This is a genomic window from Protofrankia symbiont of Coriaria ruscifolia (assembly GCF_900634745.1).
GTDB lineage: Bacteria > Actinomycetota > Actinomycetes > Frankiales > Frankiaceae > Protofrankia > Protofrankia californiensis.
Genome location: NZ_CAAAFR010000024.1, coordinates 1 through 22,539 on the forward strand (window position 1 = coordinate 1; position 22,539 = coordinate 22,539).

The following is a 22,539-nucleotide window of genomic DNA, read 5'->3' on the forward strand; positions in this document are numbered from 1 at the left end:
CCAGGTCAGCCCCCCACATCACCGACCCCGGTGAAAGACGGAGGCCGGTGGCCAGGATGCGTCCGTCGGCCGTGAACACCGCTGACGTCACCCTGTCGGTGTGGCCGGCGAGGGTTTTGCCCGGCCTTTGCGCGGTCGGGTCGGTGAGATCCCACAGCCGGATGGTCGCGTCGGTGCTGCCGGTAGCCAAAGTGCGTCCGTCCGGAGCGAACGCCGCTGCCAGCACCCCGTGTGTGCGGCTGGTGAGAAGTTTGCCGCTCAGGTGTGGTACGGCCGGGTTTGTGACATCCCACAGCCTTACCGTGCCGTCGGCGGTGGCAGCGGCCAGGGTGCGTCCTTCCGGCGCAAATGCCAGCGACCGCACCTCGCCGTTGTGGCCGGTAAGGGGCGTGCCGCCTGAATGCGGCTCCGCGACATTCCACAGCCGCACCGTCCCGTCGGCGCTGCCGGTTGCCAGCGTGCTCCCGTCTTTCGCGAACGCCACCGGCCGCACCCCGTTGACGTGACCGGTGGACCAGGCACGGATCCGGCGTGGCCGGGTAGGGCGGGTCACGTCCCACAGCCATACTTTTCGGCGGTCGGTGCTGGCCAAAGTGCGTCCGTCCGGCGCGAACGCCACGGACATCACCCCGCCGGTGTGGCCGGTGAGGGGATTGCCACTCGAGTGCGCTGCGGTCGAGTCCGTGATATCCCACAGCCTTACGGTTCCATCGGCGCCACCGGTGGCTAAAGTGCGTCCGTCCGGCGCGAACGCCACGGACATCACCCCGTCAGTGTGGCCGGTGAGGGGATTGCCGCTCGGGTGCGGTGCAGCCGGGTCCGTGACATCCCACAGACGCACCATCCCATCGACACTACCGCTGGCCAGGGCGCGTCCGTCCGCTGCGAACGCCACTGACCGTACCTCGCCAGCGTGGCCGGCGAGGGGTCTACCAATCGAGTGGGGACTTGGTGACCGCTGCGCTGAGTCATCGGCGGAAATGTCGATCTCGACAAACGGGAGTCGTTCCCGTCCGGTGTAGTTGGCTGGCGGGGGCACCGGACCCTCAGGCGTCGTGAGCGCGGTGGGTGTGACAGGCGCGGGAGCGTCCCCGCAGGCGTTCGGCGGTGCTGGTCCGGATGCGGGATCGGGGATCTCCCACGGGCGCGGAGCCAAGCGGAGCAGATGGCCAGGGATGCGGAGGCCGTCGGCGATACGCTCGATCAGGTGAATGGAGATGATGCGTTCCTTGTCGCGCATGACCCGACTGACGCGGCTCTGGGTGAGTCCTTCCACAGGGGAGGCGATGCGGTCCTGGCTGGCACCGTCGTACTGCTTCATCAGCCGGAAGGCCGCGCCGAAGTCACGGGCGCGCAGCGCTGCGCACATTTCGTCCCGTTCGAGTAACTGCCAGGAAACCCTGTAGAGGCCGTTGGCGGGCGGCATCTCGCCCTCCCGGGGTGCGGCCGACATCCGGGTCGGCGGTGTGCGGGACGGAATGCTGACATCGTTTGCGATGGGATATATTATCCATCCTTCATGATCGACGATTTTCGAGCGATCCAGGCGTCGAGATCCTCGTCTCAAGCGGCAGGCGGGTGAACCGGATCGGTGAGCGGCCGGCGAGCATGGGTGGACGGCATCCTTGGCCGGTTGACTCCGTGGACTCGGCCGGATGCTACGGAACGTGACGATGGCATGGATGGCGTCGGAGCGCCCGAGCGCTGATCGTTTTCAATTGCAGTACAAACTGCAGTACTAGAGATCAAAAAAGCTCAGAGCCCCGCGCCGTGTGATCGGCTGCGGGGCTCTGACCTGCCTCAACCAGCGTGCGCTCGGAGGGACTCGAACCCCCAACCTCTTGATCCGTAGTTAGATCTGGATCTTCCGCTGGCATCCGTGGACGTCCACCGCGTCCGCCGACCTCGCACGCTCCGTCCACCGTGGTCCATAGCTGTCTGTACTCGTCTGCCGGCTTGGCTGTCACTTTGGCTGTCAGCCGTGCCACGTCATGGACCACGGGACGGCCGGCTGATACTGAGATCCGGGCGCATACTGGGAGGCATGGCAGAAGATCTTCTGGCGCTTGTCGTGGCCGACCCGACGATCGGTCATGGACAGGCGTGCATCCGGGGGACCCGGGTGCCGGTGAGCGTTGTCCTTGACTGTCTCGCCGACGGTATGTCGGACAAGGAGATCGTTGCCGAGTACCCGTCGCTGACCGTGTCGGGGATCCGGGCCGCTGCTGCTTATGGCGCGCGTCTGGCCCGGGAGGATCTCGTTCCGCTGCATACTGCCCCGTGAGGGTCAAGCTTGACGAGGGCCTGCCCGTCTCGCTCGCTGAACGGCTCGCCAAGTATGGGATCGACGCGGACACCGTGTTCGCCGAGGGCCTGGCAGGCCGCTCCGATCCTGATGTGCTCGCGGCTGCGGTCGCTGAGAACCGCATCGTGTTCACTCTCGACCGCGGCTTTGGGAACATCCGCACCTACCTGCCCGGGTCGCACAGCGGGATCGTGGTCTTCCGACTCGACAACCAGTCCGCACGTGCCGTGATCGCGGCTGTCGAGGATCTGATCATCCATCACGATCTTTCCGATCTTGTCGGTGCTGTGACGGTGGCCCACCGCGGCCTGCTCCGGATCCGCCGATAGGCCGGCTGGCTATGCTCCGCCACTGGAAACGTCTGGCGGGTACAAACTGCAGTACTAGAGATCAAAAAAGCCCAGAGCCCCGCGCCGTATGATCGGCTGCGGGGCTCTGACGCGAAGATTCGGGACTGAATCTTCGCGCACCACGGTGCGTCTCGAAGACGGCGCCGCATTGCTGACCTGTCTCAACCTGACGTGCGCTCGGAGGGACTCAAACCCCCAACCTCTTGATCCGTAGTTAGATCTGGATCTTCCGTCGACGTCCACAGAGGTCCGCCCCGTCCGCTGACCTGGTGGGCTCTGTCCATGGGCGTCCACCAACCTCCACCCTCGTCCGCCGGCTTGGCTGTCAACTTGGCTGTCAGTCGTTCTGACTATGGTCATCTTGGTGGTCTTCGCGGTGCCATGGTTTAGCGAGAGCTATACTCGCTTGATGGACGGGCGGCAGTGGGACGTCTACCTCGTCAACGAGGTCCGTGACTGGATCGACGGCCTGGACGCCGCGACACACGCGCGGGTCGTCCAGGCGATCGACCTGCTCGCGGAGACCGGCCCCGGGCTGGGGAGACCGCTGGTCGACACGATCAGCGGCTCGTCGCTGCCGAACCTGAAGGAACTCAGACCGGGCACGGTACGGATCTTGTTCTGCTTCGATCCGTGGCGTTCGAGCATCCTGCTTGTTGCCGGGGACAAAGCCGGGCAGTGGAACGCCTGGTACGACGAAGCGATTCCACTGGCGGAGCAACGCTACAAGAGCTACCTGGTGGAACGCGGCCAGGAGGAGGGTGATCGGCGATGAGTGGTTACATACGGTGGGCTGATGTCCGTGCCGAGCAGGTCGCCCGGGCCGGTGGGGAGGAGGCGGTCGCCGCCGGCAAGCAGGAGCTTCTTGCGGTCGCGGTGGGGCACCGGCTTGCTGAGGTGCGTCGTGCGCGGGGTCTGACCCAGCAGCAGGTGGCCGAGCGGATGGGGGTGACCAAGGGCCGGATCTCGCAGATCGAGCAGGGCTCACTCTCCGGTCAGGATGTGGTCACCAGATACGCTGCTGCTCTTGGCGGCCGGCTGCACCAGGCGATCTACTTTGACGACGGGGACATCGCCGCGATCGCTTGACCTGTTTCGTCACCGCAACGCACCCGACGGCTTCCTGGGCTGAGGGCCGTTGCTGCACCCGCTGCCACAGAAAGCCCAGAGCCCCGCGCCGTGTGATCGGCTGCGGGGCTCTGACGCGAAGATATCTCGCGGCGTCTGCCGTCATCTTCAGAGGTTTTCCATGATCCGGTGTACTGGCTGCGGACCGACTCAAAGGGCCACGGCGGCTCCTCGTGCCTCCCATTTCTTTGTCTCGTTCCCCGGTCAGCGCCGTTGCCTGCGCGGGACGCCGGTCGGGTCAAGGGTGGCGTAGCGGCGGGGCCAGTGCGGTAGGCGCGAGTCGGCGCGACCGGCCTCCGACCGGTGCGGCCGTACCGGGATCGGCCCGACCAGCCGACTCCGGTCCTTCGTCGGGTCAAGATCCCGAGTCGCGACCGCGACCGGCAAGAGTCCGAGTCCGGACCCGGACTCACCAGCTGGCCCGGCGAGTCCTCCAGAGCACCAACCCCCAATCTCCGGCGGCGCAGCCGGCCCCGATTCCGTGGAGAACCGGACCACGATATGGTGGCGCTCTCCCGAAGGAGGGCATGTGGCCTGGAACGGTGTTCCCGCGGCGGAAGACGAGAATCTTTCCTTCCAGGCCTACTACGTACGACTGAATGCTCTCCGCCAGTTCTTGTCCCCCCTCGGCAGACAGATGCTCGACGCGGTTTGGGAAAGCGAGGGGCCGGACGTCATGCGCTCGTTTCGGCGAAGCGCGGTCATAGGACTGGTCGCAGGTGATTTAATTCGCGCGTTGGGCCTGCGCGAGGTGACCGAATATCCGCCCGCGATCGGTGACTGGTTTGTCCACTCAGGAGTCACCTCCTACGCGGCCGCCAGTGATGGAAACCAACTGGCAACGATCCGGCTGCAAGGGGGCGACAGTATAACCTCCGTTGTTCGCCCAGAGTGCCGTATAACAAACTCCGCCGCTGTCAACATGGTTGAACAGGACGACGTCTCGCTCGTGGTCGGGCGATTACTCTCACCGAAGAAGTTCGATCTCGTGATTGCCGGATATCGGGATCCGCTCTTCTCCCTGAAGGACACGGACCTGCTTAGTCTTTCGGTCGGCCAGAGCATGCTTGACCGTCTTGCGAAGGAGAACCCCTTCCCGAACGTGTTACCAACCGTGAAGATAGAATCGACACCGGACTATGCCGCGCTCGCCTACGCGGTGAAGGACACCGTTGAAAGGTTCACCGAGGCGGTGGAAAAGCAAGGTGCCTGGCGCCATCTTTACGACCAGAACGGCAAACCTGCCCACGAGACACGCCACCAAGGACTGTTTAAGCTATTTTCCCAGCTTACCTTCGGCGCATTGCGAATATCCGTTCACCCAAATGCCGATCATGGAGTCGGGGCTACGGATCTGACGCTCGACCTCGGCGAAGCGGCTCATATTTTAGAGTTCAAGAAGGATACGAGTACCGCAAAGATCCTGCACGGTCTTCAGGTTCAGCTCCCTCGCTACATGGATGCGGCGAGCACCATCTTTGGCAGCTATGTGATCATGTGTCACGAGAGGGACAGCCGCGAGGTTGCAGAAACGATCAGAAGCGCTGTCGTGCCGAACCACGTGATCGACACATATGTCGTCGACTGTAGGCGCCAGACCTCGGCCTCCAAGTTTCAGGGATGATCCGGCGTCGACGGGACGGGGGTTCGGGTGCCTCTGGGCGGCGTACGAGGTCGGCGGCGGGTATCGGTGCCCCCTGTTGTCCTCATGACTGCCAACGATGAAGGGCGCATCAAGGGGGTGAGTGACCTTCAGCCTCGCGCGCGCCAGAACGTCATTCTCGAACTTGGTTACGTAACCGCGAAACTCGGCCGGAGGAACGTTGCTGTCCTGTATGAGGATGGTGTTGTGTGGGCGTCCACCGGACAAGTGTTCACGATCTCCGGCACACGTCGGCCACGCTGCTTTTCCGCGCCGGGGTGGATCTCAACGAGATCCGGGCATTGCTCCGGCACACCCGGATTGCGACCACAGCGGACATCTACATCGATGTCCTCGAAGACGTCCGACGTGGGACGGCGGCGAGCATGGATGGCATCCTTGGCCGGCTGGTCCTACCGACTCGGCCGGATGCCACGGAACGTGACGATGGCGAGGGTGGTGCCGGGACGTCCGCGAGCTGATCGTTTCCAATTGCAGTACAAACTGCAGTACTGGAGATCAGAAAAGCCCAGAGCCCCGCGCCGTGTGATCGGCTGCGGGGCTCTGACCTGCCTCAACCAGCGTGCGCTCGGAGGGACTCGAACCCCCAACCTCTTGATCCGTAGTCAAGTGCTCTATCCGTTGAGCTACGAGCGCCTGCCGGGCCGCCGTGGCGGACCGACTGAGCAAGAGTACAACACCAGTCCGCGATCTCCGAACGGGCATCAGCGTGGCGGTAGCCGGTGCAGCACGACGTCCCCCATGCGACCGTTGATGATCGGCACTGTCATGAACGTGCAGTGCGGCTGACGGCGGCGGTCCGTCGGGGAGCCCGGGTTGAGCAGCCGGACCGGCCCGCCGCCGTCCGGCCGCTCGACCATGCTGTTCCAGGGGATGTGCGAGTGGCCGAAAACAACCAGGTCGGCGTCTGGGTAGGTGCCGCTGACCCGCTGGTTTCGGCCGGCGGCCGTCCCGGTCTCGTGCACGACCACCGTCCGGATTCCGCCAAGATCGGCGCGCGCCACCTCCGGCAGCAGCTTGCGGATCTCGGGCCCGTCGTTGTTGCCGAAGCAGCCGATCAGGCGTGACGCCCTGGCCTTGAGCCGATCCACCAGGGTCACGTCGATCCAGTCTCCGGAGTGGATCACTACGTCCGCGTCGTCAACTGCCGTCCACACCGGGGCAGGCAGGTCGCGAGCGCGGACCGGCACGTGTGTGTCGGCAAGCAGTACGAGCTTCATCCACCGAGTCTGCCTCGACGGCTTCGGCTGGAAAGCGGGTTGCCGGCACGGAAAACGGTTGCCGGTGCACAGATCATGAAGGGCTGCCGAAATTCCGCCGGACAGGTAGGAGTTGGGAGGTACGCTTCCTGCAGTGTCTGGCCAGCTGTTATCAGAGGTGTCACCACTGGGCGGACCCCTGCCCCGGGCGGCCAGGTTGGCAACAGCGGGCGGCCTTTTCGTCCACGCCTTCGTCTTCGCGTCCTGGATTCCCCACATCCCCGAGGTGAAAGCGTCGCTTGCGTTGAGTGACGGCGAGCTCGGATTGGCGTTACTTGGAGCACCGGCCGGTGCGGTGCTGACAATGTGGGCCGTTGGTTTTCTCGTCGGACGCGTCGGCAGCGTTCCCGTGATCCGGGCCAGCCTTGTCGTGTATTGCCTCGCTGGTGTACTCGTCGTCGGCGCAGGCTCCCTGCCCATGCTGTTTGTGGTGCTCGCGTTCTGGGGAGCCAGTGGCAGCGGGCTCGACGTCGCGGTCAACGCCCAGGCCACCGATGTGGAACGACGTTACGGACGTCCGATCATGTCGGGGCTGCATGCGGCATGGACGGCGGGTGCGCTTGTCGGGGCCGTGTTGGGAGCGGCTGGAACGGCCATCGGGACATCTCTCGGCTGGCAGTTCGCCGGTGTCGGCGCACTCGGACTCGCCATCGGCCTTCCGCCGACCCTGATGATGCTGCCGCGCGACGCACCTGCTTCTGACGACACACTGATTGTGCGTTATACACCTGTCCCGGTGGAGGCGGGGAACGTCGCTGGCGCCAGGGTCACCGGCGCCGTGGCCGTCGCAGATGTAGTCGTCGCAGATACAGCTGTCGGTGATGGGGCTGTCGGTGATAGGGCTGTCGGTGATAGGGCTGTCGGTGATAGGGCTGTTTGGGATACGGCCGGCGTAAATGCCGGAAATGACATGAATGCGGCTGTCGACGTCATGATGGTCGGGCACGCGATGTCGATCAGCGATCGTGGCTGTCCAGCGTTTCCCGCGCCGACGCCGATCTCTCTGGCTGAGGATGCCGAGGAATGTGAGGACGCCGAGAGGACCGGGGCGACCGACACGACCGGGGGCAGGGTGCTCGCGGAGGCACGTAATCCGCGCAATCTTCGACGCGGCCCGAACGTCCGCCACAGGGCCAACCGTCCGCTTGTCACACTCTGCCTCATCTGCCTGTCGAGCTTCCTGTGCGAGGGTGTGGCCGCGGACTGGAGCACCCTTTACCTGCGGGACGTGACGGGTGCATCCACGGATGTCGCCGGCATCGGTTTCGTCCTGTTCATAGGGACGATGCTGATCGGGCGTCTGGTGGGTGACAGGGTGATAGGCGCTGTCGGAGCCGCCCGTATGGTCCGGGTTTCGGCCGGGACCACGAGTGTCGTGTTCCTCTCCGCGCTGGCCGTCGCGGACACCGGCATCGGAACGCTTGGTGGGATCGTCGGCTTCGGATCCATCGGTGTCGGATTGGCATGTGTCGTCCCGACAGCGATATCTGCAGCGGGGCTGCTCGGCGCTCGTGGCTCGGGTCCGGCTGCGTCTTCGTCCGCCGGAGCCGCTGTTGCCAGGGTCATCAGCTTTGGTTACGTGGGTTGGCTCATAGGTCCACCGCTCGTCGGCGGACTCGCGGAAATGATCAACTTGCACGCCGCTATGATCGTTGTGGTCGTTCTCGCCGCGACGGTTGCGATCCTTGCACCCGCTCTGTCCGTCTGATCTCGATGATGTCCATATCACGGACCTGGTGACGGCCTGCAAATGTCCGGCAGGTTTTTGACTGGGAGGCCGGTGAGATCGGTCCAGTCGGGTACTCTCCGCTCGTGACGGGGGTTGGCGAGAGGGGAGCCGGTGCTGGCGCCGCTGGCTGCTGACGATCCGCGTTCCGTCGGGCCTTACCGGCTGCACGGCCGTCTCGGCGAAGGCGGCATGGGAGTCGTCTATCAGGCTTTCGCCCCGGACGACACACCTGTGGCAATCAAGCTCCCGCACCGGAACGTGGCAGCGGACCCCGAGTTCCGTGCCCGTTTTCGCCAGGAGGTCACCGCCGCCCGGCGGGTTCGTGGCACTTTCGTGGCCGAAGTGCTGGATGCCGACGTGGACGCCCCCCGTCCCTGGATGGCGACCGCCTACGTGGACGGCGTGAGCCTGGCAGACGCGGTACGCCGCCGCGGCCGTCTGGACGGCACAACGTTGATGAGCCTCGCGGTCGGTCTTGCCGAGGCCCTGGTCGTCATCCATGCGGCTGGTGTGGTACATCGCGACCTCAAACCCGCGAACATCATCATGGACTGGGACGGGCCGAAGGTCATCGATTTCGGTATCGCCCGGCTCTCGGACGCCACCATGAACACGAAAACCGGCTTCAGTATCGGAACCGTCGCGTGGATGGCTCCTGAACAACTTTCCGGAGAACGGGCCGGGCCTGCCGCCGACATCTTCGCCTGGGGCGCTTGCGTTGCGTTTGCCGCAATGGGCCGGCATCCGTTCGCGGCCGAGACGCCGGCGGCGTCGATGGCTCGGGTCCTGAGAGGCGCTCCCGATCTCGAGGGGATTCCGGCCCCGTTCGCCTCCATGATCGCCCGAGCGCTGGCGAAGTCGCCGGCCGAGCGCTTCACCGCCGTGGATGTGGTGGCCAGCCTCACCGGACGGCAGATATACGGCGTCACCGATGCCGAACAGATTGCCACGCGCGTCATCCGCGGTGACCTGGATGATGCGCCATCGCCCGGCCGGTTCGGACCGCCCCAGCCCTCCGCCGGCCGCGGCCAGGCATCTGCGTGGTCGGGTTGGCAGACTCCGTCGCCACCACCCGAAACGGGCCACACCCGGGTCGGACCTCCGCTCCCGCCGTGGGATGCCGAGGAGCAGCCCGTCCAGGGCGATCTTTCGAGTGCGCAGCCTCCACCTCCACCGGCCGGAACGGACCGGCGCAGGATCCTCGCACCGCCCGGCCCACCCCAGCAGGGATGGTTTGGCCGCTCTTCGCCGATGTCGATACCCGTTCTGGCCGCTCTGCTGGCGGCAGCGGTGCTCACGGCCATTCCCGTGACGCTGCGGGCCTTCGCCCTGGGGATACCTGTAATCGTCAACGGCTACGACGTATGGGACGTTTTTGGGGAGGTTGCGGTAGCATTCCTTACGCTGCCGGTGATGACTGTCGGTCTGGTAATCGGAAACCGCTGGGCTGCCTGGCGTGACTTCGCGGCCGGATGCGTGGTCGGTCTGTCTGTGATGTCGATCGCGAAACTCGGCTTTCTCCAGGAGGAGTTCGGCTCGTCGAAGTTCGGCTCGTCGCTCGACGGCTCGTCGCTCGACGTCGGGGGGTGGCTGATCATAACTGGTGCCGCTGCGGCACTGGTCGTCATCCTCGGCTGGCGAGGTTGGACCGCCGGATGGACTTTCCGTCGATGGACGGTTTTCTGTCTGCTGGCCGGTGGCCTGGGTGTCGTCGTGTTCGCCCCCGCGGAGCTGCGTTGGAAGTACCACGTCTTTTCGGAGCAGCCGAGCCTGATCGGAACAGCTGTGATCGGTGGCGTGCTGCTTCTCGCCACATTGTTCGTGCAGCCCCGCTGCGTGACGTTCTTCACCGCGGCGATTGTGGTCGGACTCTGCGCACTCGAGATGTTTCATCCGGACCTCTATGTTTACGCGGTCGACAACTTTGCGGTGCTGATCGGGCTGTTGGCTCTCGGCCTGCTCTGCGATCGTCGGTCGGACCGGCTCTTCCTGCTTGCGGCCAGGGTGGCTGTTGCCGTGGCGCTGCTACGACACGTCATGCTGGCCCGGGGAACGCGCGATGTTGTGATACGCCTTGGTGAAACCACGCTGGATCTGTCAAGCATCCACCTTGCCGCCTTCGGAGCAATCGCGGTCCTGGCACTTTTCGGGACACGCCTCCGGGGCCCACGGATTATCCCGGGACCATGGCAACCGCCTCCGCCGAGCTACCCTCCCGGTCCTCTGCCATACCGCCCCGGCGGGCCGTACGGTTGATCCAACAGGTGAAGCGGGCGGGCCCCGTCGTCCTTCCATCGATGACATCCCCTACCGACCTCCTATTGACGACCTCCTATCGACGGCGGAATCCCGGTAACAGCTCGTGTACCAGCGCATCCGTTTCCGCCTGGACCTTGAGGCCGGTCCGTCGTGGTGCGATCATCTGGTACATCTCGTTGATCACTGCTTCCAGAGCCTTACGGTCACGGCGGGCTGCTACCGTGCGTAGCAGATCTCGCCACAGAACCTCGGCCGTCGGCGCAGCACGCAGGCCTGTACGGCATGCCGCGATAGCGGTGACAGTATCGCCATGACCGAGCGTCAGGCTGGCGAGCCGATGGGCCACGTCGACAACGGCGGTGGCTGTGGTCGTCCTGATCCTGCTTGAGGCCAGCCATCGGTAGTAGCCTTTCGGTAAATTCGCCCACAATGGGCCTGTGACCAGCCGCAATGCTGTAGTCAGATCACTTTCGGCGTCTGACTCCGGTTGGGCGGACCGATGGGCGTAGGCGACGAAAAAGTCCCAGTCGCACCGGACGCCGTCAGCGAGGCGCCAGCGTCCGTCATCACCGACCGTGATACGTGGATGACCTCCGTCATCTGCCCCAAGCCAGGTACGGACCTGGTCGAGAGCTCCCCTGATCATGTCATCGGCAGCCCCGGGCGGCAGGAGCGCCGCGCTGAGAACGCCGGGAAGCACTCCTGAGCGATGGAGAGCGAGATACACCACCAGTTCGGTGAGGAAGTCCCTGCGATCTGGATTACAGGGACCGGGTGCCTCGACGGCGATGTCCCCCATGATCCGGATTTCAGCATCGGTCGATTGGGACGAATTTCCGGAGCCGGCCGACAGCATCACCGGTGGCGGTACAGCCGGTGGCGGTACAGCCGGTGGCGGTACAGCCGGCGGCGATGCCGCTGGCTGTGGAGGCGGAGCCGAAAGAACGGGTAGCAGTGTGCTGCCAGGCGGGCCCGTCCAGGGCAGGCTGCCGTCAGTGGGAGCCGTGCCCGCGAGCAGTTCACTCGGCGGGATTCGCCAGGGAGGCTGAGCTACTGGCTCTGCTGCCTTCAGTGGTTGCGCTGTCGGGATCGGTGATGGTGCTGGCCAAATCTCATCCAGAGGATGCGCGGATGGCAGGCGGGGAGCCCCGGCTGGGAAGACGGTCGGTGATGGGAGCGGATGCGGGGGCATGTCCTGCGCACTGGGAGAACGCAGCGACACAGGCTCTGCGGGCGCCTCGGCAGCTCGGGCTTCCCACTCCGGCATTGCCCCGTTCTCCCAGGCGGATGTATCCCGGAATCCCTGAGTAGACGTACTCTCGGACAGGAAAAGATCATGAATGTGTTCTGCCGGGTCGGGGCTGTCCGAATGCTCTGCAAATCGCGTCGGTGGTTCGCTCGGGGGTAGCGGTGGTTTGGGCGGCCGGCCAGCCGGAGGAGCGATGGCCGGCGGGGGTGTCCGCGGGGGTGCGGATGGGGGTGGCACCGGCGGCACCGGTGGAATCGGTGGATGATCTCGACGGAGGGGCTCTGATGCCGTCGCGGACGTGTGCGGACGCATCCACGGCGGAACTTCGGGCACCCATGGCGTCAACATCTGAGCGGCATCTGGAGTGGGAGTTCTCCGCTTTCCGTCCGGGAACGCGATGACTTCACCGGCCTCCGCGCTCCCGCGGCGGCGGTTGCCCAGTTGCGCTGCGTCGCCCCTGAGGTCGGAACGGCGCAGTGACTGTGCGCCCGGAGAAGAGACCTGTTGTGGCGGCGGAAAGGCGGGGTACGGGTAGCTTGGATCTACGGTTTTCGTTCCTGTGGTATGCGATATGGCGCGTGCTGGGCCAGGGATCGTGTATACCGTGTTCGCTTTGCGGAACATCTTGATAATGGCGGGGTACTCATGTGTGCTCAGCGTCTGAGCACTGATCTCCAGGCCCAGGACACCGAGATGCAACCTACGGGCAGAACTCACCATGAAGCGCCAGCGCGCCGCGGTCGAATCGCCGACGGTCACAACACCGACTCCCCGGTTGGGGCCCCCGCAGAGAGCTGAAAGCCGTGCTACTTCATCGCCGGACGGAGGAGCGGACAGAACCAGCAGGTCCGGTGCCCACAATACCTGGTTTCGGGCGGCCTGCCGTCCCCGGAGTACCGGACGGGGTCCGCTGCTCAGGACCCCGCCGCCAGTTGTACGGCCGCGCCGCGACTCGCGATTTTCCAGTTCGTCCAGGATTTCACCGAGGCTGGTGCTGGATCGCAGCCGATTCGGGGCGATCGGCACGAAGCGCTCGGAGAACCCGATCATGTATATGCGGAGGTCGTCCGACCAGGGATTCGTGGACAATTCCACCGCGATGGACACGGCCACTTCCCGTGCGAGCGCGGCATCTCCGCCAAGGCTGACGATCCCGGGAGCAGCCTCGATGTCAATAAGAACGTGAGCTCCCCGGTCGTCCGTACCCACAGTGGCCAAGCCTGGATAGGGAGCTGGTGTGCCTGCCGGGATTCTCAATCCAGCATCAACGGGTAGACCATCCATTGTGGTGGCGACCCGCTCGATGAGCCAGGCACCCGGTATCTCGCCAGCCCGCCACGGTGCGGGCGGCCCGTCAGGTTCGACTGGTGCGAAATGCAGGACGAGCTCGCTGTCGGAGAGGGTTGCCGCGTACACGGATGGCAGAGCGCGGCCAGCTGCGGTGAGCTCTGCGGAAAGAAGCCGCAATGCCTGATCGAGAAATTGGGCCGCCCTCACGTCCGCGGCGAGGCGGAACCCGGTCCCGAGCTGCCCAAGGGGGTTGCTGCCGCTAGATCGTAGCCGTCGCCTCATTAGTGCAACCATCACTCCTGCCGTCAGTATGGCAGATAAGGCGATGGATAGTCGTACGCCGTAGTACCTCAGTAGCGCCTGCGTTCGAGTGTCCACCGACTCCGGGGCTGCCTCCGAGAGAGGACTCGGCTGGTTGGTAACAGGATGGTATCTTACGATCTCGTTGTGGAGTGGCGTGGCGCTCCGCTCCTCATGTGGCGGCGTCGTGAGTAGCTCATGCCCGCTCGTCCCTGTCGCTTCGGTCAGGTGTGCATCTCCAAGCACGGTCTTGACTGCTGCCGGCGTGACCGCCGGATGTTGGCCACACTCACCCGAGGTAGGTGGGAAGAGGATGGCTGCGCTGGAGAACAGCTCGGAGAACAACAAGGCGGCAGCCAGCCTGCCTACCAGCTTCTGCGAGTTTCCGCCGAGAGGGCGGCGCCTGGTTGGCAGACCCGAACGTCGCCGTTCGGTCTGATCGAGGCAGGGCGGTGTCACGGGGCTCATCGTCTTCCCCCGAGACTGAACCGGCTATCGCATCGTCCTGTCTGTGGATAACCCGGCTGTGGATAACTGGCCTGCTGGACTGTCAGCTCGGTGGGATACCAGGAAACCGGCGTCGGCATCGGCATCGGCATCGGCATCGGCATCGGCATCGGCATCGGGCCGATCATGCGGCCGATCCATGCCGGGGCGGACATGCGTCCTCCTGTCAGCCTTGTCGCAGACGGGCACTATGGTGTAAACCGGTACAAGGCAGATGGTTACAAAGCATGCGAAATGTGTTGCGGACGGCGTTGATATGCGATAACTCTGATGGCGAGGCTGTTAGGTCGTGTCCGGCGGGCATGACCTACGGGAGTGAGGTCGCAGGTTCGATTCTCGATCCGGCACCGTGTTTGCCAAAAGCAGCACAGCCGGGGATGCAACGATATCACTATCATGCTTGGATGTGATTTTTGGACTGAGATGGGAAGCGTCTGATACGCCGCTTCTGATCGGTACGGTTCGAAGGCCAGGCCAGGCCGCTGCAACGGCCGATCCCGTATGCGCTTCCTGTTCGCTGCCAGGAGCTGACCTACCTACCTGAAAGGGGTTTGAAAATGCCCAACCTCAACGTCACCTACCAGGAAATGGACGATGCGAGCATCAGGCTCAGGAACGGCAAGGTCGACATCGAGGCCCAGCTTGTCGCACTGAAGAAAACGGTCGACGCCTTGGTTGCGGGTGGGTATGTCACCGATCAGTCAAGCGTGCAGTTCCAGGGATCCTACGACAGGTTCAACACCGGCGTCACCAACACACTGGCCGGGCTCGACGGAATGGCTGAATACTTGAAGAAGGCGGCTGAAGTGTTCCGGACCGCTGACGCCCAGCTCGCGAGCTCGCTGCGCGGCCAGGGTTAGCGGGCCGAAGGCAACGCGATCATGATTCGCGCTCGGGGTTCCTGCCGGATCCGGGGTTCCTGCCCGGATCGGCGAAGCCGATATGGACGGTCCGGAAGCCGATCTGGGAAGTCCGGGAGGTCTAGATTCCCGGGTCACCGAGAGGCAGTCGTTGTCCGGTGGGGTGTCAGGTACATCCGAGCCCCACCGGGGGCGGTAACCAGTTGCCGTGATCGGCGAAGAACGTGCCTCCGATCGGCCGCGCTCCTTATACACCCGGTCCGGGGCGCATGGGGAGCGCTGTGAGATAAGACCGCCGTGAGAGAGGTGGGTGCGATGACCGTTGATCGGTTGTCAGTCGATCTTCCTGGGCTGGACTCGCTTGCCAGCAACCTGACGTCGATCCGTTCGGCAATGAACGCGACCCGTTCGACGCTGGAGAACTACCGGGGGCAGATGGGATCAACCGAGATCGAAGATGCTCTTGGCGACTTCGAACATGGCTGGAGCGACGGACGCAAAAAGATCGATGATAATGCGAACAAGCTGGCGACGATGGCGTCGGAGTCGGCGGAGGCCCTGCGTCAGGTTGATTCCAATCTGGATGCCGAGTTGGTCCGGGCGTCGCAGCCCGCTGACGAAGGAGGGAGAGGAGACTGAGCGGATACATTGCCGCTGAGGAGCCCGTGACCGTAGGCTTCTCGATCAGTGTTCCCGACACCTGGTTTGAGGTCGATCTGAACCCGCTGACTCGGCGGGCGTCCATCGACGCTTTGGTCCGGGAGCGGACACGTGGTGTTCCCGAGCTCGCGGCGAACCGTGCAGCGATCTCCCGGCTGCTCCGAAATGCCGCCAGCGACGCGGCGGCTGGCGGCGCATTGTTCTGCGGGGTCATGACTGAGGCCGTAGAAGGCGCAGGCCTGTCTGCCAGCGTGGCTATATCCCTGCTGTTTGCACCGAACAGCGACCGGATCACTGGTGTGACTGGCGTGACTCCATCAGCGATCATGTCCACTCTGTCGGAGAAGGTCGCTCGTTCGCAAGACGACACCTGGACCACAGTGGCCCTTGTTGATCTTCCTCATGTCGGGCAGGCAGCACGCTCATATGGAGTGGAGGACATCAGTCTGCCCGACCAGGCCGGTTGGATCAGGACGACGATGATGCAGACCTTCGTCCCGATCCCACGGTCCGACCGGGTGGCCCTGGTTTCCTGTTCCAGCCCGAATCTCGTGCTCGTGGATGCATTGCACGACCTGTTCGACGCGGTGACCTCGACGTTTCGGTTTGTCCCTGATGGCGGGGAATTCGCTGCTCCGCTGTAACGGTGCATCCGCGGGGCAGGGTTCCTGACCATGGTCCTGCAGGTCTATGACCTGTGCACGGTTCGGATCGTGATGCCGACGGCGAGGATGGCAAGGCAGGTCAGGATTGAGACGACCGGCAGCGTGAGGGCGAGGACGAGACAGCCGATACCACCAAGAAGTGACAGCGGGCGCAGCCAGCGGCGCTGCGGGCCGTCGAGGGTAAAGGCGCTGGCATTTGCGATCGTGTAGTAGATGAGGATTGCGAAGCTGGAGAAACCGATCGCCCCTCGGACGTCCGACACGATGACGACTGCAACGACGATCCCGCCGAGCAGCAACTCTGCACGGTGCGGAACCGCGTACCGTGGATGTACTACCGCGAGCCAGCCCGGCAGGTCACGTTCACGGGCCATGGCCAGTGCGGTACGTCCGACTCCGGCGAGAAGCGACAGTAGGACGCCGAGGCTCGCGAGCGCTCCGCCCACACGGACGGCAGGCGTCAGCCCCCTGAGGCTGCCGGCACCGGTCGCGACGGCCAACGGGTCCACGGCATCCGCCAGACGGTCCGGACCGACCGCCAGCAACGCCGACAGACCGACAAGTACGTAGACGGCAATCGTGATCCCAAGCGCGGTCGGGATCGCCTTCGGGATTGTCCGCGCCGGGTCGCGGACCTCCTCACCCAGGGTGGCGATCCGGGCGTAGCCGGCGAACGCGAAGAAGAGCAGGGCCGCGGCTTGGAGCACCCTGTGCACGGTGTCCAGCCCACTACCGGACCAGAACGGGCTCAGCCGTGCGACCTGGGCAGTCCCGCCCGCCAGGCATGCCAGCACGACAAGGGCGAGTGCGAGCAGGGTGAGCATGATCAGAATGCGGGTCAGTCGGGCGGTCTTGCTTATTCCGAAGTAGTTGACCGTGGTGAGCAGGACCACGGCGGCGACCGCAACCGGCCGAGGATGCTGCGGCCATGCGTATGCGCCGGCGGTCAGGGACATGGCCGCACAGCTTGCGGTCTTGCCGGCCACAAAGCCCCAGCCGGCGACGAATCCCCAGAAAGTGCCGAGCCGGCGCCGCCCATAGACGTAGGTTCCGCCGGACTCGGGGTAGACAGCGGCCAACTGCGCGGACGACATGGCGTTGCAGTAAGCGATCATGGCTGCGATCGCGAGGCCCACGACAACGCCGGCTCCGGCCGCATGGGCTGCCGGCCCGAATGCGGCGAACACACCGGCTCCGAGCATCGAGCCGAGACCGAGGATGACCGCATCGGCCAGGCCGATGCGGCGTTGTAGCCCACCGTACGGGTCCGTGACCGGATCGGTCCGGGAAGCGGGCCGATCGCCAGACGACCGCTGATCGAGATCGGCGTTGCGACCGGGAAGGCAGTCGTCGGACACCGCTACTTCATAACACCGTCTGGCCAGGCAACGTCTACCACATGTTTGCAGAATAGAGATCTTGCTGGGAATTCTGCGACGTGATCAGACCGGGCCAGGGCCGGGGATCCACCGATCGTCATCCACCGTTCTCTGATTGTTTATTGGCAGTTCTTTCCTTGTGAATGCATGACTACGTGTATGCATGGAAGGCGATCTGAATCGGTGCTGGTTTTCCCCGCAGTACGAACAGTCCGCGGCCGACCTGCATGCTCCCCCTGCTGTTACGCGACAGCCGGATGCCGAACAGATCTCCTTCGCTGGGCGTGCTTGGAGCGAGGATCACTCCGCATCGTGACCGGCGGGCATCCACCATGAATCCCCGATACTGGCCGGTCAGATCCTCGGTGGTGCCGGCTGCCACGAACGCGCATCCGCCGTCACGCGCGGCCTTGAGGAACTCGGTCATGCGATCGGCGACCGGGGCGGTTGCCAGCAGTTCCGCATCGTCCATGACCACCACCAGGCCGCCGGACGGACCGGCTGACTCCAATGCCGCATCAATGCCGGCAGCCTGAGCGTCCGCGCCCAGCAGGTCGATCACACCTGGTCGATCCGCGAGCGTGGACAGCGGCGAGCGTCGCGGGGTCAGCAGCAGCAGTTGGGCACCGCCCGCCAGCAGCGACTCTGCCATGGTCAGCAGTGCCGAACTGCGACCCGACCGTGGAGGCCCGGCGATGACGAAGCCCGGTCCGTCGACAGCGAGATCGATCTCAACCGGGGCGAGTTCGTCACCGCCCGCGCCGATCAGAGCCACCAGCGGTACCGGCTGCGTGCCCGCCCAGCCCGCCGGTGCCGGCGTCTGCCCAGCCGGATGCGGGCTCATCGGCGCATCCATCGGCGGGCCCATCTGTGGACCCGGATGCAGGCTTGCATGCGGGCCCGTTTGCGGCCTGCCACCGGGATCCGGACGTAGTGCCTTGGTCTCGATGACCGTGATGCGTTCTGGCAGCACGTCGATGCGGAACGGTCGGCGGTAGTCTCCGCGGGCGCCGGTGCCTGGTCCCGCCGGCACACCGTCTCGTGCAGCAGCTACCTCGGCCAGCCGGTGCAGCGCCGCGACCTGCGCCCGACCGGACGGATCATTGTCGAGCAGGGCGATCTGGGTCTCGACCGATCCATCGATCTGGAATCCCCGGCCTGGCGGCAGGCTGTCCGGTACGGCTCCCGGCGCAAGACCCACCATCGTGTAGTCGGACCTGTCGGCCATCCGCAGCATGAACCTGTTCTCGATCGCTGCACTGAACCGTCCCGACGCACTGCGCCGATCGCCGGTCATGATGACCCGTACGCCGACAGACGGCCCTTCCCGTAGCAGCCGGGCCAGCATCTCCACGAGCGCTCCACCGTCGGCTTCCTCGAAGGAGGCCAGAAAGCCTTCGAACCGGTCGATCAGCAGGAGCAGATACGGTAGCCGACGTTCAGGATCAGCTGATCGCTGCTCGGCGAGATCGGCATATCCCCGAGCGGCGAAGATCTCCTGCCGTTCGACGATCTCGCTGATGATCCGGGTGAGCAGCCGCTGTACCCGCTCCGGCGTGTCCCGGCTGACCACAGCGCCGGTGTGCGGTAGCCGGACCAGCGGCGCCAAGGCGTTGTTGCCGCAGTCCAGTGCGTACAGATGGACGTCGCTGGAGGAGATGGAGGCGGCTATCGAGCCGGCAATGGTGCGCAGGGCCGTCGACCGCCCGGATCGTGGCGCCCCGACGAACAGCAGATGACCCCCGTTGTCGATGTCGATCGTGTAGGGAAGCTGTGCCTGGCGACCGCAGTGGTCGGCCAGTCCGATCGGGACGGGCCGCAGCACGCCCGGACCGCCGCTGTGCGATTCTCGGGAAACGGGGTGCGATTCCCCGGACATGGATGCGGTAACCATCTGCAGGGTGAGCCGTTCCGGCAGCGGTGGCAACCAGGGGCTGTGTCCGGGTTCGACCCGCAGGATTGTGGCAGCCTCCCGGAGCGCCTCGACGAGAGCCTTGAGATCGGTGATCTCGTTGTCGGCCGTCCGTGGCCGAGTGGGAGCCGGCGCAGGCTGTCCCAGTGTGGACCAGTTCAGTTCGGTGGCCCAGGGTGGAGCGAGATCATCGATGGTGGCACCCGTGGACCGGCGACCCCCGACGCGTCCGGACTGGAAGGGGACCAGGGAGGCGTGCCCGAGACGCACATAAGCCCGTCCGGGAGTTGACGGCGAGATGCGTGCCGCGTCGGGCGTGTTGATAACGTCGGAGCTCTCCGAGACATCGGTGACACGTAACGCGATCCGCAGGTTCGTGTTCGCACGGATTTCGGGAGACACCACACCGCTGGGCCGCTGCGTTGCCAGAAGTAGATGGATGCCCAGCGAACGACCTCGTTGTGCGATGTTGACCAGACCGGTGACGAAGGCGGGCAGCTCGCGGGCGAGGGAGGCGAACTCGTCAATGACCAGCAGCAGCCGGGGCAGCGGCACCAGCGGCCCGCCGAGCTGTGTCCGTGCGCTACCAGTAGTGATCAGGAGGGTGTAGTCCTCGATGTCCTTCGCACCGGCGTCGGCCAGGATGTGCTCACGCCGCCGTAGTTCCGCCGATAGCGATTCCAGGGCGCGGCCCACCAGATGGGTGTCAAGGTCGGTCACCATTCCGACGGTGTGCGGAAGCCTGACGCAGTCGGCGAAGGCACTGCCGCCCTTGTAGTCGACGAACACGAACACCATCGCGTCCGGCCGGTTGGCGACAGCTAGTGATGCCACAATCGACTGCAGCAGTTCGGACTTGCCGGAGCCCGTGGTACCGGCGATCAGTCCGTGCGGGCCGTCGCGGCGCAGGTCCAATGTGAGCGGGCCGTCGAGGGACAGACCCACGGGGAAGGCGGTGCTACGGGGGAAGACCTGCCAGCGAGCGGCCACCGCCCCTGCGGTCGGAGGTTCCAGGTTGATCACGTCGAGGAGTCGGGCGGAGGCCGGGAGAGCTGCCTCGTCATCCCCACCGACGTCGCGTACCGGTGCCAGAGCGCGGGCGAGACGCTCGCACCAGGCCGCGGCGCCACCGGCTGTGACCACCACCTCCGGATCATCGGATGTCGCCGTGGCGACGAGATCCGGGCGCACATCGTGGACGATCTCGGTACGCGTCTCTACGACCCGCAGACCTGTCGGGGTCTCCTCGGCTACGGCCTGGCATTCCTCGGGCAGAAGCCGGATGTCGCGGTCCAGGCAGATCGAATGGATGCCCAGTGCCGGCCCGTCCCGCAGAATGGAGATCACCCCGGGTATGGACCGCAGCCGGCGGGCGCCGTCCATGATGACCAGTACGTCCGGACCGTCGATGAGCAGGTTCACGCCGTTGGACTGGGCCCGCGCGTCGGCGCGCGCCCCCAGCTGGCCGATCAGCTCTCCGATACGCCGTGCCCGTGACTCGTCGTTTGTCCCGAGCAGGACGGCGGTGTCCTGGCCTTCGCTCGGACGGCAGTGCGGCAGCCAGCGCACCCAGTTCCACGCCTGCTCGCCGGAGCCGTCCGTGAGAACGCAGATCGCGAGATCGCGTGGGCTGTGCAGGACGGCCGCCTGCGCGGTCAGCCAGCAGGCCAGCACCCGCGGGATGTCGCCGCGACCGGCGATGCCGAGAACTCCGCGTTCGGGTAGGGCAATGGTCACCGGAACGTCAAGGGCCGTCCAGGTGATCTCACGTTTGTGTTCCTGCGCGGCCGGGTCCTCCATGACGACTTCGCTCGGCAAGTCGGCGGTGCCCAGGCGCAGGTGCAGGTAGTCGGGGTTGTCTCGGCGGCGTTCCCACAGGCGCCCACGCGGCCCGACGGCAGTGAGCAGGACGGTCGCCGGGTCGGGGAAGTCGGTGCGGCGGGCCGCGCGTTCGGTGAGGAGTGCCTGCTCGGCGTCGGCTTCGACGTCCTGGCGCCGCTGGCGGTAGTCGGACAGCTGCTTGCGGTAGCTTCGCCTGCCATGCCGGTTCCCGGAGATGTGCATGCCGATCATCCCCAGTGGGCCGATGACAGCCATCAGCAGGAAGTAGTACTGCTTGAAGACGAAGGCCATCGTGACGCCCGCGGCCAGCGGTAGCGTCGCCATCAGGATCGGCATGGGCCGCCGCTCCGGCTCGGACGGTTCGCTGGGCAGCTTGTACCGTGTCCGCCGGATCGGGGGCAGCAGCCGGGGAGGCCGGTTGAAGTCCAGCCCCATCCCGTCGTCGGACGGTTTGAGTGCGGCGTCCGCCCGGCTGGGGGCGCTTATCTCCAGCAGTACGGACCCGACCGTGATCTGCGCGCTGGCGGGTAGATCGATTGTGGCGAGTAACGGTTCACGGTCGACGAGCACGCCGCCGGCTTCCTGCCCGAGGGAGGTGGTAGCCGGTGTGATCCGGCATGAGCCGTCCACCATCACGGTGATCGTCATAGCTTCGGTGGCAGCGGCCGGATCGTCCAACCGCACAGCACAGGTCGCCGCGGTGCCGACCGTGAACTCGCCAGGGCCGAGCCGGTGGACGACCCCTGCGCCCGGTCCACCGATCACGCGGACCTCAATCAGGCCCGGTGGTTCGAGAGGAAGGCAGCCCGCTGGCGAGTCGATACTGATCAGGACGCCTTCCCGGATCGGTGAATCGGCGATGGTGAGCGTCTCGCTGACCGCACGGCCCTCGACGAACAGACGCGGTCGATGCATGGGGAGAACCAGCCCGCCCGGGCGGACGTGGCGTACCAGCGCATCGGCGATCAAGGTGGCAGGCATGTCCGGATCGGCGTCTAGCAGGATGTCCGCGCTGACGTCCTGAGCCGGATCGGCCACTGTAAGTGTCAGGCGCATGTAAGTACGATACGGCGTGATGCCGACAAAACAGGACTTGGGCGGTCAAGTGTCCCGTGAGCCCACGAGCGGATTCCCGTGGACCGCGTCCGGTGATCTGTTAGGCCGCGGCACGCACGATGGTCC

Annotated in this window: 17 protein-coding genes, 1 tRNA gene and 1 pseudogene; 13 read left to right on the top strand and 6 right to left on the bottom strand. The window is 65.3% G+C overall.

The annotated features are described in order from the left end of the window. Positions 1-1,426 (bottom strand): WD40 repeat domain-containing protein (locus tag CV1CTNOD_RS02610; RefSeq protein ID WP_242606310.1); only part of this gene is annotated, 1,426 nt, incomplete at its 3' end. Positions 1,427-2,044: 618 nt separating this feature from the next. Here CV1CTNOD_RS02610 and CV1CTNOD_RS02615 point away from each other — a divergent pair. The 7 genes and pseudogenes from CV1CTNOD_RS02615 to CV1CTNOD_RS02645 all read left to right on the top strand — a co-directional run bounded on the left by CV1CTNOD_RS02615 (position 2,045) and on the right by CV1CTNOD_RS02645 (position 5,907). Continuing rightward, positions 2,045-2,284 (top strand): DUF433 domain-containing protein, encoded by a 240-nt coding sequence (locus CV1CTNOD_RS02615; protein ID WP_047223796.1) that lies wholly within the window; start codon positions 2,045-2,047, stop codon positions 2,282-2,284. Continuing rightward, positions 2,281-2,634, top strand: a complete 354-nt coding sequence (locus CV1CTNOD_RS02620) for a DUF5615 family PIN-like protein (RefSeq protein ID WP_131784576.1) — start codon at positions 2,281-2,283, stop codon at positions 2,632-2,634. Before CV1CTNOD_RS02615 ends, CV1CTNOD_RS02620 begins: the two co-directional genes overlap by 4 nt. Positions 2,635-3,064: 430 nt before the next feature. After that, positions 3,065-3,430: a type II toxin-antitoxin system RelE/ParE family toxin gene (locus tag CV1CTNOD_RS02625; protein WP_043602838.1), complete on the top strand. Its 366-nt coding sequence runs from the start codon at positions 3,065-3,067 to the stop codon at positions 3,428-3,430. Then, a complete protein-coding gene (locus tag CV1CTNOD_RS02630) occupies positions 3,427-3,744 on the top strand; it encodes a helix-turn-helix domain-containing protein (RefSeq protein ID WP_131765014.1) in 318 nt (105 codons plus the stop codon). The genes CV1CTNOD_RS02625 and CV1CTNOD_RS02630 overlap by 4 nt, the downstream gene beginning before the upstream one ends. 568 nt (positions 3,745-4,312) lie before the next feature. After that, entirely contained in the window at positions 4,313-5,407 is a 1,095-nt protein-coding gene (locus CV1CTNOD_RS02635) for a hypothetical protein (RefSeq protein ID WP_131784577.1), read from the top strand. A gap of 84 nt (positions 5,408-5,491) precedes the next feature. Further along, a pseudogene (locus CV1CTNOD_RS28070) lies at positions 5,492-5,575 on the top strand (TIR domain-containing protein); the annotation flags it as partial. Between the two features lie 59 nt (positions 5,576-5,634). Continuing rightward, on the top strand, positions 5,635-5,907 hold the full coding sequence (locus tag CV1CTNOD_RS02645; protein WP_242606311.1) for a tyrosine-type recombinase/integrase: 273 nt from the start codon (positions 5,635-5,637) through the stop codon (positions 5,905-5,907). Positions 5,908-6,009: 102 nt separating this feature from the next. Here the strand turns inward: CV1CTNOD_RS02645 and CV1CTNOD_RS02650 are convergent. Both CV1CTNOD_RS02650 and CV1CTNOD_RS02655 read right to left on the bottom strand, forming a co-directional pair. After that, a tRNA-Arg gene (locus CV1CTNOD_RS02650) sits at positions 6,010-6,082 on the bottom strand. A gap of 68 nt (positions 6,083-6,150) precedes the next feature. Beyond that, positions 6,151-6,666, bottom strand: coding sequence for a metallophosphoesterase family protein (locus CV1CTNOD_RS02655; protein WP_131784578.1), 516 nt, complete (start codon positions 6,664-6,666; stop codon positions 6,151-6,153). Positions 6,667-6,862: 196 nt separating this feature from the next. Between CV1CTNOD_RS02655 and CV1CTNOD_RS02660 the strand changes: the two genes are divergently transcribed. Then, on the top strand, positions 6,863-8,413 hold the full coding sequence (locus CV1CTNOD_RS02660) for an MFS transporter (protein ID WP_165485279.1): 1,551 nt from the start codon (positions 6,863-6,865) through the stop codon (positions 8,411-8,413). Between the two features lie 132 nt (positions 8,414-8,545). Further along, complete coding sequence (locus tag CV1CTNOD_RS02665; protein WP_131784580.1) at positions 8,546-10,690, top strand: serine/threonine-protein kinase; 2,145 nt, start codon at positions 8,546-8,548, stop codon at positions 10,688-10,690. Between the two features lie 76 nt (positions 10,691-10,766). Here the strand turns inward: CV1CTNOD_RS02665 and CV1CTNOD_RS02670 are convergent, their stop codons facing one another. Then, the gene (locus CV1CTNOD_RS02670) at positions 10,767-11,492 is read right to left on the bottom strand and encodes a bacterial transcriptional activator domain-containing protein (RefSeq protein WP_131784581.1); all 726 of its coding nucleotides are present in this window, start codon (positions 11,490-11,492) and stop codon (positions 10,767-10,769) included. 2,598 nt (positions 11,493-14,090) lie between these two features. Between CV1CTNOD_RS02670 and CV1CTNOD_RS02680 the strand changes: the two genes are divergently transcribed. The 4 genes from CV1CTNOD_RS02680 to CV1CTNOD_RS02695 all read left to right on the top strand — a co-directional run bounded on the left by CV1CTNOD_RS02680 (position 14,091) and on the right by CV1CTNOD_RS02695 (position 16,203). Further along, on the top strand, positions 14,091-14,294 hold the full coding sequence (locus tag CV1CTNOD_RS02680; protein WP_131784582.1) for a hypothetical protein: 204 nt from the start codon (positions 14,091-14,093) through the stop codon (positions 14,292-14,294). A gap of 302 nt (positions 14,295-14,596) precedes the next feature. Then, entirely contained in the window at positions 14,597-14,899 is a 303-nt protein-coding gene (locus CV1CTNOD_RS02685) for a WXG100 family type VII secretion target (RefSeq protein ID WP_131784583.1), read from the top strand. 315 nt (positions 14,900-15,214) lie between these two features. Beyond that, complete coding sequence (locus tag CV1CTNOD_RS02690; protein ID WP_131784584.1) at positions 15,215-15,538, top strand: hypothetical protein; 324 nt, start codon at positions 15,215-15,217, stop codon at positions 15,536-15,538. 26 nt (positions 15,539-15,564) lie between these two features. After that, positions 15,565-16,203 (top strand): hypothetical protein, encoded by a 639-nt coding sequence (locus CV1CTNOD_RS02695; protein WP_131784585.1) that lies wholly within the window; start codon positions 15,565-15,567, stop codon positions 16,201-16,203. 44 nt (positions 16,204-16,247) lie between these two features. Here CV1CTNOD_RS02695 and CV1CTNOD_RS02700 read toward each other — a convergent pair whose 3' ends face one another. Together CV1CTNOD_RS02700 and CV1CTNOD_RS02705 are read right to left on the bottom strand one after the other, a co-directional pair. Continuing rightward, positions 16,248-17,465 (bottom strand): APC family permease, encoded by a 1,218-nt coding sequence (locus CV1CTNOD_RS02700; protein ID WP_347402879.1) that lies wholly within the window; start codon positions 17,463-17,465, stop codon positions 16,248-16,250. Between the two features lie 289 nt (positions 17,466-17,754). Further along, a complete protein-coding gene (locus CV1CTNOD_RS02705; RefSeq protein WP_131784586.1) occupies positions 17,755-22,413 on the bottom strand; it encodes an FtsK/SpoIIIE domain-containing protein in 4,659 nt (1,552 codons plus the stop codon). Positions 22,414-22,539 lie beyond the last annotated feature (126 nt).

Coding starts and splice junctions, on each gene's coding strand:
- CV1CTNOD_RS02615 (WP_047223796.1), top strand. CDS start 2,045: ATGGCAGAAGATCTTCTGGCGCTTGTCGTGGCCGACCCGACGATCGGT.
- CV1CTNOD_RS02625 (WP_043602838.1), top strand. CDS start 3,065: ATGGACGGGCGGCAGTGGGACGTCTACCTCGTCAACGAGGTCCGTGAC.
- CV1CTNOD_RS02630 (WP_131765014.1), top strand. CDS start 3,427: ATGAGTGGTTACATACGGTGGGCTGATGTCCGTGCCGAGCAGGTCGCC.
- CV1CTNOD_RS02655 (WP_131784578.1), bottom strand. CDS start 6,666: ATGAAGCTCGTACTGCTTGCCGACACACACGTGCCGGTCCGCGCTCGC.
- CV1CTNOD_RS02670 (WP_131784581.1), bottom strand. CDS start 11,492: ATGGGGGACATCGCCGTCGAGGCACCCGGTCCCTGTAATCCAGATCGC.
- CV1CTNOD_RS02685 (WP_131784583.1), top strand. CDS start 14,597: ATGCCCAACCTCAACGTCACCTACCAGGAAATGGACGATGCGAGCATC.
- CV1CTNOD_RS02690 (WP_131784584.1), top strand. CDS start 15,215: ATGACCGTTGATCGGTTGTCAGTCGATCTTCCTGGGCTGGACTCGCTT.
- CV1CTNOD_RS02705 (WP_131784586.1), bottom strand. CDS start 22,413: ATGCGCCTGACACTTACAGTGGCCGATCCGGCTCAGGACGTCAGCGCG.